Origin of the sequence: uncultured Flavobacterium sp. (assembly GCF_963975515.1) — a bacterium.
Taxonomy (GTDB): domain Bacteria; phylum Bacteroidota; class Bacteroidia; order Flavobacteriales; family Flavobacteriaceae; genus Flavobacterium.
The window spans coordinates 309,383-323,712 of record NZ_CAXBGY010000003.1; the positions used below are offsets into that span (position 1 = coordinate 309,383).

The 14,330-nt window shown below is 29.3% G+C and carries 11 protein-coding genes; 1 reads left to right on the forward strand and 10 read right to left on the reverse strand.

Annotation, left to right across the window (positions count from 1 at the left end; genetic code table 11):
- Positions 1 to 207: 207 nt before the first annotated feature.
- The 9 genes from AAC008_RS06145 to AAC008_RS06185 form a co-directional block, all read right to left on the reverse strand.
- Positions 208 to 993: an RNA methyltransferase gene (locus AAC008_RS06145; RefSeq protein WP_339888084.1), complete on the reverse strand. Its 786-nt coding sequence runs from the start codon at positions 991 to 993 to the stop codon at positions 208 to 210.
- A 114-nt stretch (positions 994 to 1,107) separates the two neighbouring features.
- The gene (locus AAC008_RS06150; RefSeq protein WP_339888085.1) at positions 1,108 to 2,394 is read right to left on the reverse strand and encodes an amidohydrolase family protein; all 1,287 of its coding nucleotides are present in this window, start codon (positions 2,392 to 2,394) and stop codon (positions 1,108 to 1,110) included.
- Positions 2,395 to 2,446: 52 nt separating this feature from the next.
- Complete coding sequence (locus AAC008_RS06155) at positions 2,447 to 5,422, reverse strand: amidohydrolase family protein (protein WP_339888086.1); 2,976 nt, start codon at positions 5,420 to 5,422, stop codon at positions 2,447 to 2,449.
- Between the two features lie 73 nt (positions 5,423 to 5,495).
- Positions 5,496 to 6,830: a DUF58 domain-containing protein gene (locus tag AAC008_RS06160; RefSeq protein WP_339888087.1), complete on the reverse strand. Its 1,335-nt coding sequence runs from the start codon at positions 6,828 to 6,830 to the stop codon at positions 5,496 to 5,498.
- Positions 6,831 to 6,843: 13 nt separating this feature from the next.
- Positions 6,844 to 7,848, reverse strand: coding sequence for a MoxR family ATPase (locus AAC008_RS06165; RefSeq protein ID WP_339888088.1), 1,005 nt, complete (start codon positions 7,846 to 7,848; stop codon positions 6,844 to 6,846).
- Positions 7,849 to 7,892: 44 nt separating this feature from the next.
- Complete coding sequence (locus AAC008_RS06170; protein ID WP_339888090.1) at positions 7,893 to 9,098, reverse strand: DUF4350 domain-containing protein; 1,206 nt, start codon at positions 9,096 to 9,098, stop codon at positions 7,893 to 7,895.
- 1 nt (position 9,099) lies between these two features.
- A complete protein-coding gene (locus tag AAC008_RS06175) occupies positions 9,100 to 9,825 on the reverse strand; it encodes a DUF4129 domain-containing protein (RefSeq protein WP_339888091.1) in 726 nt (241 codons plus the stop codon).
- A complete protein-coding gene (locus AAC008_RS06180) occupies positions 9,818 to 10,771 on the reverse strand; it encodes a hypothetical protein (RefSeq protein WP_339888093.1) in 954 nt (317 codons plus the stop codon). The genes AAC008_RS06175 and AAC008_RS06180 overlap by 8 nt, the downstream gene beginning before the upstream one ends.
- Entirely contained in the window at positions 10,755 to 11,735 is a 981-nt protein-coding gene (locus tag AAC008_RS06185) for a stage II sporulation protein M (RefSeq protein WP_339888094.1), read from the reverse strand. Before AAC008_RS06185 ends, AAC008_RS06180 begins: the two co-directional genes overlap by 17 nt.
- Positions 11,736 to 11,755: 20 nt before the next feature.
- Here AAC008_RS06185 and AAC008_RS06190 point away from each other — a divergent pair, with 20 nt between their 5' ends.
- Positions 11,756 to 12,496: an RDD family protein gene (locus tag AAC008_RS06190; RefSeq protein ID WP_339888095.1), complete on the forward strand. Its 741-nt coding sequence runs from the start codon at positions 11,756 to 11,758 to the stop codon at positions 12,494 to 12,496.
- Position 12,497: 1 nt separating this feature from the next.
- On the opposite strand, the gene AAC008_RS06195 is transcribed toward AAC008_RS06190, so the two are convergent.
- Positions 12,498 to 14,300, reverse strand: coding sequence for a gliding motility-associated C-terminal domain-containing protein (locus AAC008_RS06195; protein WP_339888096.1), 1,803 nt, complete (start codon positions 14,298 to 14,300; stop codon positions 12,498 to 12,500).
- Between the last annotated feature and the right edge of the window lie 30 nt (positions 14,301 to 14,330).

The window sequence follows — 14,330 nt, forward strand, 5'->3', positions numbered from 1 at the left end:
AAAGGAATATCAATAAAAAGAAATGATACACACATTATATCAATAGTAAAAACACAAGTAATTATCATTAATGGAAAATAAAACCATTGTTCTTCTTCTGATTTATAAAATGGTGTGTAAAGTTTTGCAATCGATATGAAAATATAGTTTAAAATATCCAAATTAGTGTTGTTAAATCTTTTTAAATAAAAATATTGAATTAATAAATTAAAACCCACGTTGCCTTTTAGCTTCAAACAATAAAATCGCTGCAGCTACAGAAACATTCATAGAATCTATTGCTCCTTGCATTGGAATTATGATGTTTTGTGTGCTTTCGTCTCTCCAAAGTTGGGTTAAACCTGTGGCTTCTGTTCCAACCACTAAAGCAGTTGGAGTTGTGTAGTCTACTTTATGATATTCGTTTGAATTTTGCAACGTTGCACTATAAAAATTAATGTTTTTTTCTTTTAGAAACGCAATAACTTCTTCGGTTGATCCTGTTGCAATTTGGTTTGTAAATAAACATCCAACACTTGAACGAACGATATTTGGGTTATACAAATCTGTTTTTGGATTGGCTAAAATTACGGCATCAATATTTGCTGCATCAGCGGTACGAAGCATGGCTCCAATATTTCCAGGTTTTTCAATAGATTCTAAAACTAAAATCAAAGGGTTTTCTGGTAATTTTAAATCGGAAAGCGATAGGTTTTTTGTTTTGGCTATGGCTAAAATTCCTTCAGTCGTATCGCGATAAGCTAATTTTTGATAGACGTCTTTTGATATTTCGATATATTCTTTTGATTGATAGATTGAAGGATTGATAGATTGAAGGGAAAGTTCATTGCAATATAAAATTGTATCTATTTCGTAATTTCCTTTTAGGGCTAATTCAATTTCTCGTTTTCCTTCTATTAAAAATGTGCCCGTTTGTTTGCGTGCTTTTGCTTTTTCTTGCAATTGCACTAAAGTTTTGATGTAAGGATTTTGTATGGAAGTAATTTGTTTCATTGTATAGCAATTAAACGACAAATTTAGGTAAAAAAAAACCGCAAATTCACAAATTAATAAACCTAAAACAACTTTATTAATTTGTGAATTTGCGGTTTTTTATAAAACTACTTCTTATTTGTTTTCAAATTTTTCTTTATAACGGTTGTATAACTCTGTTTGGTGACTTTCTAAACTGATTTGTCTACCGTCAATTAAAGCTGTCGATATTTTGTTGGTTTTCATATCTAATGCATCTCCATCTGAAATGAATAATGTAGCACTTTTACCTTCTTCAAGCGTTCCATAATTGGCATCAATTCCTAGTATTTTTGCTGAATTTGATGTGATTAATTGTAGTGCTTTTTCTTTATCCATTCCCCAAGCTACACAAGTTCCTGCGTAAAAGGGAAGATTTCTAGCTTGCATTCTTTCCATGTCACCTTCATTTTGTAAACCAACTAATACTCCAGCATCAGATAATAATTTTGCATTTTTAAAAGGTAAGTTTACGTCTTCATCTTCTAACATTGGTAAATCGTGTACTCTTCTTAAAAGTACAGAAACGTTATTTTCAACTAATAATGCAGTATTTTTGAAGGCATAATAACCACCTACAATTGTCATTTTTTGAATGTTGTTTTTCTTTTTGAAAAGAATAGCATCTATAATTTCTTTTTCACCATCTGCATGAATGAATAATTGTTTCTCACCTTTTTCTATTCCTTTCATAGCTTCGTAAGGAATATCTTTTACTGTAACTTTTGAAGCAGCATAAGCTTTTGCATTGTTGAAAAAATCTTGAATTTCAGTAGTTTGGTCGTCGTATTTTTTATTCGGTTGAATTCCTCCTGGTTCAGCCCACCAACCAGCACGAGAATAACTTCTTGGCCAGTTTAAATGAATTCCGTCATTTTCTTTTATAACTGCATCTTCCCAATTCCATGCATCTAATTGAACGATTGATGAAGTCCCAGAAATTCGTCCACCTCTTGGTGTTATTTGTGCTAATAGAACTCCGTTTGGACGAGCTACTTCAACTAAGCCAGATTCTGCATTATAGGCAATAATACTTCGAATATGTGGATTCATTTCGCCTAGTTCACTTTCGTCATCTGAGGCTTTTACGGCATCAATTTCGACTAAACCTAGAGTAGCATTTGGAGCAATGAAACCAGGGTAGATTTCTTTTCCATGAGCATCTATTGTAATGTCATGTTGAAAAACCTTCATAACAGTTGCATCTCCAATAGCAACAATTTTACCTTCTTTGATAGAAATCAAGCTATTTTCAATAATTTTTCCGTTACCAATATGAGCTTTTCCTCCTATGATAAGAATGCTTTTTGTTTGTTTTGAAGCTGGTGTTTGTTGTCCAAAGGCAAAACTAGTTAGTAATAATAATACTATATATTTTTTCATTGTATAAGGTGTGTTTCAGTTTATTTCAATTGTTTTTGTTTAGAATTTATTTCTAAAATTCTTCCACAGTATCACAATGATAATGTTTCACTTCTTTTTTCTTTGGAGCTTGTGTTTTTAAGCCTTTGTTTTTTGCTTCAATTAAAGTGTTGATTAATTCACTACGTTGTTTTTGAATAGTTTCTAACGTTGTTGTCTCTTTTTCTAAATCGTAGAAAATAGTTCCATCTACAATAGTTTTTTCAGCTTTAGCGTAGATAGATAATGGATTGTCTGACCAAAGTACAACGTCAGCATCTTTACCAACTTTTATACTTCCAACTTTATTGTCTACTTGTAATAATTTTGCTGGATTTAAGGTTACAAAATTCCAAGCCACTTCTTCCGAAACATTTCCGTATTTCACTGCCTTTGAAGCTTCTTGATTTAGACGCCTTGACATTTCTGCATCATCAGAATTTATAGAAACCATTACACCTTGACTTTGCATTAAAGCTGCGTTGTATGGAATTGCATCGTTAACTTCATATTTATAAGCCCACCAATCTGCGAATGTTGAACCACCTACACCGTGTTCAGCCATTTTATCCGCTAATTTATAACCTTCTAATATATGCGTAAAAGTTTGAATTTTGAAATTATAACGTTCAGCCAATTTCATTAACATATTAATTTCAGATTGAACGTAAGAATGACATGTGATGAAACGTTTTTTACTAATAATTTCGTTTAAAACTTCCATTTCTATATCATAACGGAAATTTTTATTGCTTGCTTTTTCTTTTTTGTATTCTAAAGCACGAGTAAAATAATCTTCATACACTTGTTCAACTCCCATTCTTGACTGTGGAAAACGACCGCTTCCCCAATTAGATTGTTTTACATTTTCACCTAAAGCAAATTTGATATATTTTGGAGCGTCTTTTACAATCATTTCATCAGGAGAATAACCCCATTTTAACTTGATAAATGCGGCACGACCACCAATTGGATTGGCAGAACCATGCAGTAAGTTAGATGATGTAACTCCACCAGCAAGATTTCTATAAATATTGATATCATCCGAATTAACAACATCTTCGATTGTTACCTCGGCAGAAGAATTTTGCCCACCTTCATTAACTCCATTTGAAATAGCAATGTGAGAATGTTCATCGATAATTCCGGCTGTTAAATGTTTACCAGTAGCATCAATTTTTTTTGCTTTAGTTGAAGAAATATTTTTACCTATTTTACTAATTTTACCATTTTCGATTAAAACATCGGTTTCTTTAAGAATTCCTTCTTTTTCACCTGTCCAAACGGTTGCGTTTTTGAAAAGTAGTGTTTCCTGTTTTGGTTTTTTATCATTACCATAAGCTAAATTTGGAAACGTTACAGGAACCATTGTTGGTACTTTTGGTTCATCCTCTTTTTTGTCTTCCTTCTTTTTATCTTCAGGTTTTTCAGCAACTTCTTTTTTAGTGGCTTTCCAAGTTGTTTCCTGGCCATTTTCTAGAACTGCTTTTCCTTCTAAATAATTTAAAGTTTTTGTTCCAGTTAATCTATAATATGCAGATTTGATAGAATCGTTTGTTTTGATAACTAAATTTACCCAAGGTTCCTTGTAATTTAATTTAGTTCCATAATCGATACTGTCTTTTGAAGTTTTAGCCTCTAATTTTTCAAGTTCACCTGAAATTTTCAGGTCAAAAGATTTGTTGTTGAATACTAAATTGTACTCACCACGAATATCTTCCACATTCATTTTATCAAGAATATTTCTATTTCCTTGCACCCAATTTTCGTGAATTTTGCTGTCTTTTTCGAAAATATCTCCAGAAACTATGATAAAGTTGGCTAAAGCCCCTTTTTTCAAAGAACCTAAATTATTGGATTGATTCATTAATTTAGCTGGAGTTTCAGTTAAAGCAGCAATAGCTTTTTCCTTTGGTAAACCATATAAAACAGCTTTTCTTAAATTTTCTAAAAAATCTTTTGCTTCTTTATTATCATAAGTAGTTAAAACAAATGGAACATTATTGTCAGCTAAAATCTTTAAATTAAAAGGAGCTTGATTCCAAAATTTCATATCACTTAAACTCACTTGTTGTGCTAAATAAGGATCAGAAACATCATATGCATCTGGGAAATCTAAAGGGATGATATATGTTGCACCAGTATTTTTGATTTCTTTTATTTTTTCAAATTCATTTCCATCACCTTTAATAAGGTAATTTACACCAAATTCATTTGCAATTTTATTAGCTCTTAAACTATTTAATTTATCACCAGCGTTGAATATTTGGATAAGATTTTTGTTAGCATTAAAGCTTTCAAGCGACAAATCTTTTGTTTTTGAAGTACCTTGAGCGTACCATTTTCCATCGTGATAGACTTGACGGATTAAAGCCATTGCTCCCATTAAAGAAGAAGGATAAGATTGTCTAGAAAATTTACTTCTATTAAACGTAAAATGTTGTGATATTTTGTTGTTTAGGATTCTTGTTGCGTTATTTCCTTCATCATTTAAAGTCCATAATAAACCTGTACCTGCAATAACTCCATCATTAAAATGGCTTAAAACTGTTCCAAAACCAATAGCTCGTAATTTTTCAGCACTTTTGTTTTCATAGTTTAAGTTTTCAAAGGCATTGTAATCTGTTTTTATATGGTCATTCCAATAATAACCTTCACGAGAAGAATCATATTGAGCAGATGAACCTCTTTCTGGTTTGTCTGTTGGTTTTTGAATTCCGAATTCACTAAAAACATCAATAAATGATGCATAAATAGTTTTTCCAGTTCCATCTATAATAGTTGCATTTTTTGGAATTGAAACTTTTGTTCCGACTTCTAAAATTTTGCCATCTTTAAAAAGAAGAGTTGCTTTTTCTAGTTTTTGAGTGGATGAAACATAAATAGTAGCATTGGTTACAGCTACATGATTTTTGAAAGATTGTTTTACTCCATCATTTTTGGGAAAATAATCTTGGGCTTGAAGTGAAATTGTAAAACAAAACACTAATAGTAATTTAATGAAACGCATTTAATCGCAAATTTGAATTAGGCGATAAATATAGTTAAATATGTAAGTATAAAAAATATTTGTGAATTACTATTTATAAAATCCCTCTAGCTTTAATTTCAAGATATTTATTGATAACGTCTAATGTTAAGTTTTCAGGTTGCGTTAAAACCGAATAAATTCCGTATTTTCTTAATTCATTTACAATTAAACGTTTTTCGAAAGCGAATTTTTCGGCTATAACTTTGTCATATACTTCTTGAACGTTGTTTGCTTTTTTGTTTATTAATTCATTTAATTCTGTGTTGTTAAAAAATACAATTACTAATAAATGATTTTTTGCAATTCCTTTTAAGTAAGGAAGTTGTCTGTGTAAACCATCAAGAGTTTCAAAATTGGTGTAAAGAATTAATAAACTTCGTTGGTTAATTTTGTTTTTAATGTCAACATATAATCTACTGAAATCACTTTCAAAAAAATCGGTTTTGATGTTGTATAGATTTTCTAGAATTAACTGCATTTGACTTTGACGTTTTTCTGCAACAACTCTGTTTTCTACTTTTTTAGAAAACGCCAATGTTCCAGCTTTATCATGCTTTTTTAGAATTACATTTGATAAGACTAGTGTAGCATTTATAGCATAATCTAAAAGACTCAAACCATTAAAAGGCATTTTCATGACACGTCCTTTGTCAATTATCATGTAAACGTTTTGTGATTTTTCATCTTGGAATTGATTCACCATTAATTGATCCCTTTTTGCAGTAGCTTTCCAATTTATGGTTCTTATATCATCACCTTGAACATATTCTTTAATTTGTTCAAATTCCATTGTATGACCAATTCTCCTGATTTTTTTCAACCCATATTGGGATAATGAATTTGAAAAAGCCATCAAATCATATTTTCGTAATTGTATATAGGATGGATAAGTTGGAACTAATTGATTATTGGCAAAACTGAATCTTTTAGAAGTTAATCTCAACGGAGAACTCGCAAAAAGATTTAGACTTCCAAAAAAATATTCACCTCTTTCTGTTGGTCTTAAAAAGTATTTATATTCATCTTTAGACTGAGTATTAATTCGTCTAAAAACATTGAAATTTCTGACTTGAAATTGATACGGAATTTCATCAATAATTCTTGCATAAACAGGAAAAGTATATTTACTTTTTATCCGAATAACGATTTCGTTTTCATCACCATTTGAAAGTTTTTCTGGCGTTTCTCTAACTGCTTCTATTGGAGATTTTGCAAGGAAAAGCAATAAAATATCAATAATTGTAAAGACTATAAAAATGTATAAAATATACCAACTTGCATTGTAAAACATTGGAAAAAAATAAGACAACACAAAACAACCTATGATGCTAATAAGGCAATAGAAAAAGAAATTTGTAAGGTAAAGTTGTTTAAATAGTTGTTTCATTTTTTCGAAATAATTATCTTGGAATTTCTACAGAATCTATAATTTGTTTGATGATTTCGCTGCTGTTTAAACCTTCCATTTCTCGTTCTGGAGTTACGACAACTCTATGTTGCATAACTGGAATCGCAGCTTCTTTGATATCATCTGGTATAACGAAATCTCTTCCTTTTATAGCAGCAAAACCTTTAGCAGCATTTAAGATTGCAATGGAAGCTCTTGGTGAAGCTCCTAAATACAAAAACGGATTTTCACGCGTGTTTAAAACGATTTTTGCAATATATTCAATAAGATGTGGTTCAATTAAAATTTGCTTTACTAAACCTTGAAAACTTAAAATATCACTTTGAGAAACAATTTTTGCAATGTCAGACAATTTGTCTCTGTTTTGTAAATCATTTTCTTTGTGAATAATAGCAACTTCTTCTTCTAAATTAGGATAGCCAATATTTATTTTGAACAAGAAACGGTCTAATTGTGCTTCGGGTAAACGATACGTTCCTTCTTGCTCAATTGGATTTTGCGTTGCAATTACGATGAAAGGTTTCTCTAGAATATAAGTCGTTCCATCAGCCGTGATTTGCGTTTCTTCCATAACTTCGAACAAAGCAGCTTGTGTTTTGGCTGGCGCACGATTAATTTCATCAATCAAAATGAAATTTGAAAAAATTGGCCCTTTTTTAAACTCAAAACTCGATTTTGATAAGTCATAAACAGAAGTTCCAATAATGTCTGAAGGCATTAAATCTGGTGTAAACTGAATTCTATTAAAATCAAGAGATAACGTTTTTGATAATAATTTAGCTGTGATAGTTTTTGCAACTCCAGGAACACCTTCAAGTAAAACGTGACCATTAGCTAAAATGGCAACTAACAATTGATCAATCATTTTAGATTGTCCGACAATTACTTTCCCTATTTCTTCTCTAACTTTTTGTAAACTATCCTGTAATGGTGCTAAATCAATACGATTATTAAAATTCAAATTATCGTTTTCGTTTTCTTCTATATTATTTTCCATTTATACTTAATGTATTTCAACATCTTTCGATGCTTTGTTAATGTTTATTTATCTTTTTTCTGATTTAATTTTTCGATGGCAAGATTTAGTGTAACGATGTCACTTTCATTACAAGTTTCTTTTCTTTTTAATTGATTGATTAATTGGACTAATTCTGCAATTTCTTCTTTTTTGTTTCCTGATTTTTGTTGAAAACGGTTTATGAAAGTAGCATCGAGCTCAGTAGTTTCAATCAAATATTCATTTCTTGTTTTTTCAAGGAAATATATTATTTTTTTATCAATGATATTTTTGTGATTTCCTTCTTGATAATATAAATTTCCTATAGTTTTTGTAAAATCAACAGTAGTATTTCTCAAAGGTTCAATAATTGGAATTACTCGTTGTTTTCTTTTAGCGTTAAATACAATAAATATCAAAATACTGATCAATGAAATATACCAAGCCCAACGCAAACTTGCTTGACTTAAAATGTATCGCATTGGTGATTGATTGAGTTGTCCGCTATTATATGATTTAACAAACCAATAGATTTTATCCTGATTTAAATAGGAAGTAATTTGCTCTACATATTCATGATTCTTATTCTTTAACATGTAGTAATTGGTAAAAACAATAGGTTGTGTATGCAAGTAAAAGTTTCCACTTTTATATGGAATTTTTATAAAATTTGTCAAGTTTTCTTTTGTACTGCTTTGATGACCTAAGACTACTGTAGTTGTCGTATCAATTTTTGAAAAATATTTGGTTGAAACGCCTTTAGAATAGTAATAATCTTTAGGATTTAAATTTTTATTGTAAACCTTCAAAGCAAATGAATCCATGAAAATACTACTGGTTTCAATTTCAAAACCTAATGTGTCTTTTAAATTCTTAGAGAAAGAACTTGAGCTGATAAAAACATCATTTCCTCTACTAGCATAGTAAAAAAGTTCGTCGACAGAATTTTTATCAATAGTAAACTCATCATTTATGAAAAGAATATCACCTTTAACCGTGTAAGTTGAATCTTCATAATCATACTTGTCATAAAAATATTCATAAGGTGTATTACTATGTTTTGTCACTTTTTGATTAGAAAATAATTTTTCAGATTCTTGACCAAAAATATAAAGTCCAAACGGAATTTTATCATTTAAAGCAAAAGTTGGCGTCCAATTAATAGGCTTTGGTCTACTAGCATCAACAAGTATGATTCCTATTAAAATAAGAACCAATAAAAAGACATATACTTTTAGGTTTCTATTCATGTTAAGGTTGAATGGCTTTTAGGAATGATTTTTCTGCTTTTTGGAAATCAGTTTCAGATATAGCAAATTCACCATACCAACAATATTCATAGATGTATGATAAGAATTGAAATTCAGATTTAGTTTCAGCATTTTTAATTTCATACAAATAATCTGAATTGGTTTTTTCAATATCCCATTCAATAACTTTTTTATCAGACATTGATTTTAACAACCATAAATAATAATATCGAATAGAAGTTCTGTATTCTTTATCTGATTTTGAAGAAGATATTAATTTTTTAAAATCTACAGTATGAATGTTTTCTTCGACTAATTCTGAAACATTAATAGTTTTAGAAGATTTTCCAAAAACCCAACCACCTTCTTTATTAATGATAATTTTTACAATCATATAAATTACAAAACCAATTATCAAAAAAGCAATGACTTTCATTAAAATTTCTAAGCCTGAAAGTGTTCCTTGAGCATTACTAAAATCAAATAAATCTCTAAAAAAGTCACCTACATTTTTCCAAAATCTATTCCAAGCGGATAATTTTGTATCATCTACTTTTTGTTCATATAGAAATTCATTAGAAGTATATTCTTCTTTAAATTTTGGATCAAGTTTCTTAGATTTAATGGTTTCTGTATCATATTTTACATCTGTTATTGATCGCAATGAGTCGTTTTGTCCAAAACAAAAAGCAGTTATGAAAAATAAAATAGTTAAGAATTTATTCACTATCAGTTCCTATTAAATCAATATCACTTTTGATTGCGTTGTTTTCTTGTTCCTCTTTACTACTGTAATAAATTATTCCTTGATTGATTAGAATCAAATTTTGAAGCATATAATTAAATAGAATAGACGCTATCATTGCTATAGTCATCATTATTGTCATGAAAGAAAAAGCTTCACTATATTGTTCTTGGTTTCCTTGCATACGTTCAGGGTTAATAAAGAATGAAGCCACTCCGATAATGTAAGGAACAAAATAAACGATTCCAACAACGATTTGAACGATAACGAACATTATAACTGTTGAACCAATTATTGGCCAAATTTTTTCTTTTAAAAGGTTAAAACCATTGCTCATTGATGTCAAAAAGTTCTTTTCTGTTGAGATATAATCGTAATAACTTAACGAAACCCAACTAACAAAAGCAGGTAAAACGATAATCATTAATGGTAATCCAATAATTAGAAACATCAATGCAATAAGTAATGCAAAAGTTATAAAAAATAGGGGCAAAAATGTTATTAATGACGCTAAAAAGAAAATAATGGATTTTCCAATTTTAGATTTAATAAAGTTAATTAAATTCTTAGTAGTAATTTCTTTTTTTGACTCGATTAGGCTCAGGTAAGCGATTGGAAATGTATAATTGATTATACTGATAACAAAAATCAAAAGTAACATTGTAATTCCACCAACAATTAAAACTGGTAAATTTGAAGTTAGATTATTCAATAGAAGATTTTCGCTAGTTTGATTGTTATTAATACTAGCAAAAATACCTTCAAAAAATATTTTCATAAAAAAATACAAAAGCACAACCAAAATTAGTAAAAAACCACCGTTGATGATGAAATAATTTTTAAAGTAGTTTTTACCATGAATTTTAAAAAAATCAAAAGTATCACTCACTAATTCGTTAAAATCTCTCTTTTTATATAGCTGAAACATTTTGTTTATTTATTTTTTTGTGAACTTTAAAAGGATAAATCAAATAATAATAACTTATTGCGCTTAATGTTGAAAGTATGATAAAAACACTTAAAAAGTGAGGCATATCTATAGAATATCTTGTAATAAAACCTTCTAAAAACCCAGCAACAACAGTAAATGGCATTGTGCTTAAGAAAATTTTAAACGTATTTTTAAATCCAATTTTAAAGGAATTAAACCTTGAAAACGTATTGGGAAACAAAATACTTGCACCTAATGCAAAACCAGCAGCAGCTTCAATTACCATTGCAAAAATTTCCATGGAACCATGAATCCAAATTCCTCTTACGCTTTCCCAAAAAACACCTTCTCTGTAAAAGAAATATTGGAAAGAACCCAGCATTATACAATTTTTAATTAAAATATAAAATGTGCCAAAACCTAAAAATATACCAAAGAAATAGGATAATGCTCCAACTCTTAAATTATTAAATGTAATTCCAACAAAACTTCCCCAGTTAGTAGCTGATTTATATACTGCAACAGGATTTCCGTCTTTGATGTTTTCTAAAGACATGTTTACATAAGCATCACCTAAAATTAAACGAATGAAAGTATCATCATTTCTGGCAGAAATAGTTCCGATGGCTGTCAAAATTCCAAAAATTAAAAAAGCATACAAAACATATCGTCTATATTGATAAACTAATAGTGGAACTTCAGTTTTAAAAAAATAAATTAGTTTATTTGTGTCTTCTCTTTTAGTTTTGTAAATCTTTTGATAGGTTTGCGAAGCTAAATGATTAAGATAAACAACAGTCTTGCTTTTTGGATAGTAAGTTTGTGCGTACGACAAATCATTAACCAAATGTATGTACAAACTGGCTAAATCGTCAGGATTTTTTTTAAGTTTACCAAAAATAGCTTGTTCAAATTCAAGCCATTTTTCTTTATTTTGTTTTATGAATGCAACTTCTCTCATTAGAGGCTAAAATAAAAAATATGAATCAATTATCAATCACAACTACACAAAATGTTAATATAAATTTTACAGCGGCTTCTGTAGGTTCGAGAATTGCAGGTCAACTACTTGATATATTGGTTCTTATAGCTTACTCGGTTGTGATGTATTATATTATAGATTTATCAGGATTGAACAAAATGTTTGCTAAAATGGACGGCTGGTCTTCTGGTGCAATTATGATTATTCTTTTTTCTCCCGTTATTTTCTACACATTAGTTCTAGAAAGTCTGTGGGAAGGACAAACTATCGGAAAAAAAATTATGAAGATGAAAGTGATCAAAATAGATGGTTATCAGGCTGGTTTTGGAGATTACTTAATTAGATGGTTATTTAGATTAATCGAAGTAATGATAGGAAATGGTGTTATAGGGTTATTGGTCATAATATTCAACAAACGAAATCAGAGAATGGGTGATATGGCAGCAGGAACTGCAGTGATTTCTTTAAAGAGTAATATTAACATCAATCATACCATTTTAGAAGATTTAAACGAGGATTATATTCCGACTTATCCTTTAGTTATAAAGCTTTCTGATAATGATGCTCGAATTATTAAAGAAACTTTTGAAGTAGCTGTTAAAACTAGAGATTATGGAACTTTAATAAAATTAAGAGAAAAAATTATTAATGTAACAGGAATTAAAAACCAATCTGGAAACGATCAAGATTTTATTAGAACTTTACTTAAGGATTACAATTATTACACACAGAATATGTAATTTATCTAGTAAGGTAAAGATAACCTACTAAAGGTTCATTATAGTCTGGATCATTTAGAAATACTACATAGTAATACGTTCCAGCTGGAGCATATTTTTCGTCTACACCATTTTCGACATAACCGTCCCAATCTGGTTTTGATTGATTTCCAGTCCAAAGCCATTTTCCCCAACGGTTGTATATTTTAACTTCAAAATTCAGAAAAACATCACGTAAGCCTTCTATAAAAAAGCCATCATTAAATCCATCAAAATTTCCTGAAACATAATTATAAACAGTTGGCGGACAATTTTTTGTAGTTAAAAAAAAAGAAGTAAATCCATAACAATTGTCATTTTCTAACCGAATATAAATTTCTTGAGGAGTCGAATTAGCTACAAAATTAGATGTATTAAAGATTGGATTAGTTTGATTTAAAGCATCATCAATTGTTGTGTAAAAATGAACTATTTGATTAGTATCTGTTTTAACCAAATCTTCGTAATGAGAAAAATTAAATGTACCTTTTGTTAAACCTTCATTACAAGAAACCAAATCATCTAAATTATTGAAAGAAGGAGAACTATTTTGAGTTATAGTTAGTAAATCAATATTATTATTTTCGTTAATTTCTGTCACGATTCCAACACCAGTTCCAATATCATCAACTACAAATTGTAAATCAAAATTTGAAGGAATTCCAAACGGTAATAAAATACTAATTTGATCGCTCCAACTTCCACCAATAGGAATAGGCGTAAGAGTTTCTGTGTATTCAATGAATTCACCATTAGCATAAATTGAAATAGGTGTTCCAGCAGGAAGAATTTCGGTTGAATTTAAATTATAAACCGTAAAATCAACTAATAAAATATTTGAATTACATGCTTGATTAGTAACGTCGATAGAAATAGTAGCATCAGGTAATTGACTATTTAATTTAGAAACAATTGCATTAATCATTACAAAATCTTGGTTTGAAGTCATTTGAATATCTGCCGAAGTATCTCCAATTGCAATATTATTTTGAATGCTATAAATATCCAAATCCATGTTATAAAGGTCTATGCTATTAGTTATGGTATTTGTCCCGTTAAAAGCATTTGTTGGAGGATTTAAAGTGTTACTTAAAATATTTCCGTTAATTGAAAGCGTTTCGTTATTAGACAAACCTACATCACCTTCCCACGCGAGAAATCCAATTTTCGCATCATTATTATCAATTACATTTAGTGAGTTTAAAGTAATGTTTAATTGATTTTGGACTTGCGAAACTGCTTGTAAACCATCATAAACGTTTAATTGGTTTAAAGGTAAATTCGGATTATAATAAACCACAACAATTGCCCAACCAGCAAAATTTGTACTGTTTTGAGCATGTAAATTAATAAAACTAGTGACATCTAAGTCAGATAAGGTATAAGTTCCATTTCCAGTAGATTGAATTTGAGATGTAATATCTGTAAAAGCACTAAAAAAATTAAACTGTGTTTGTAGAACATTACTAAAAGTTCTTTGAGCAGTTATATCAACACCATTTAATTTGACATTAAAATCTCCTGTTCCGCAACCAGCCCAATATAAAAAAGCTTTTTCAACTACATCATTGGGTTGCAAAGTTAACGTTGCAGAAGAAGTTGTAAAAATTGCTGGAGTAACTTGAAAAGTATTTTCTACAGGATTCATAGTGTTTCCCAAAAAAGTAAAATCATATCTACCATTAAATTGTTGGTATAAAGAAACATCTTGTCCTTGCACATTTATAGTAAATAACAAAGATAAAAACAGTATTTTTGAAAAAAATAAAGAGTAGTTTTGTTTCAAGATTAGTTAATTTTGATACTAATTTATTAA

Bases quoted from the DNA above. Each gene is read 5' to 3' on its own strand.
- AAC008_RS06145 (WP_339888084.1), bottom strand. From the start codon at position 993: ATGAAACAAATTACTTCCATACAAAATCCTTACATCAAAACTTTAGTG.
- AAC008_RS06150 (WP_339888085.1), bottom strand. From the start codon at position 2,394: ATGAAAAAATATATAGTATTATTATTACTAACTAGTTTTGCCTTTGGA.
- AAC008_RS06155 (WP_339888086.1), bottom strand. From the start codon at position 5,422: ATGCGTTTCATTAAATTACTATTAGTGTTTTGTTTTACAATTTCACTT.
- AAC008_RS06160 (WP_339888087.1), bottom strand. From the start codon at position 6,830: ATGAAACAACTATTTAAACAACTTTACCTTACAAATTTCTTTTTCTAT.
- AAC008_RS06165 (WP_339888088.1), bottom strand. From the start codon at position 7,848: ATGGAAAATAATATAGAAGAAAACGAAAACGATAATTTGAATTTTAAT.
- AAC008_RS06170 (WP_339888090.1), bottom strand. From the start codon at position 9,098: ATGAATAGAAACCTAAAAGTATATGTCTTTTTATTGGTTCTTATTTTA.
- AAC008_RS06180 (WP_339888093.1), bottom strand. From the start codon at position 10,771: ATGTTTCAGCTATATAAAAAGAGAGATTTTAACGAATTAGTGAGTGAT.
- AAC008_RS06185 (WP_339888094.1), bottom strand. From the start codon at position 11,735: ATGAGAGAAGTTGCATTCATAAAACAAAATAAAGAAAAATGGCTTGAA.
- AAC008_RS06190 (WP_339888095.1), top strand. From the start codon at position 11,756: ATGAATCAATTATCAATCACAACTACACAAAATGTTAATATAAATTTT.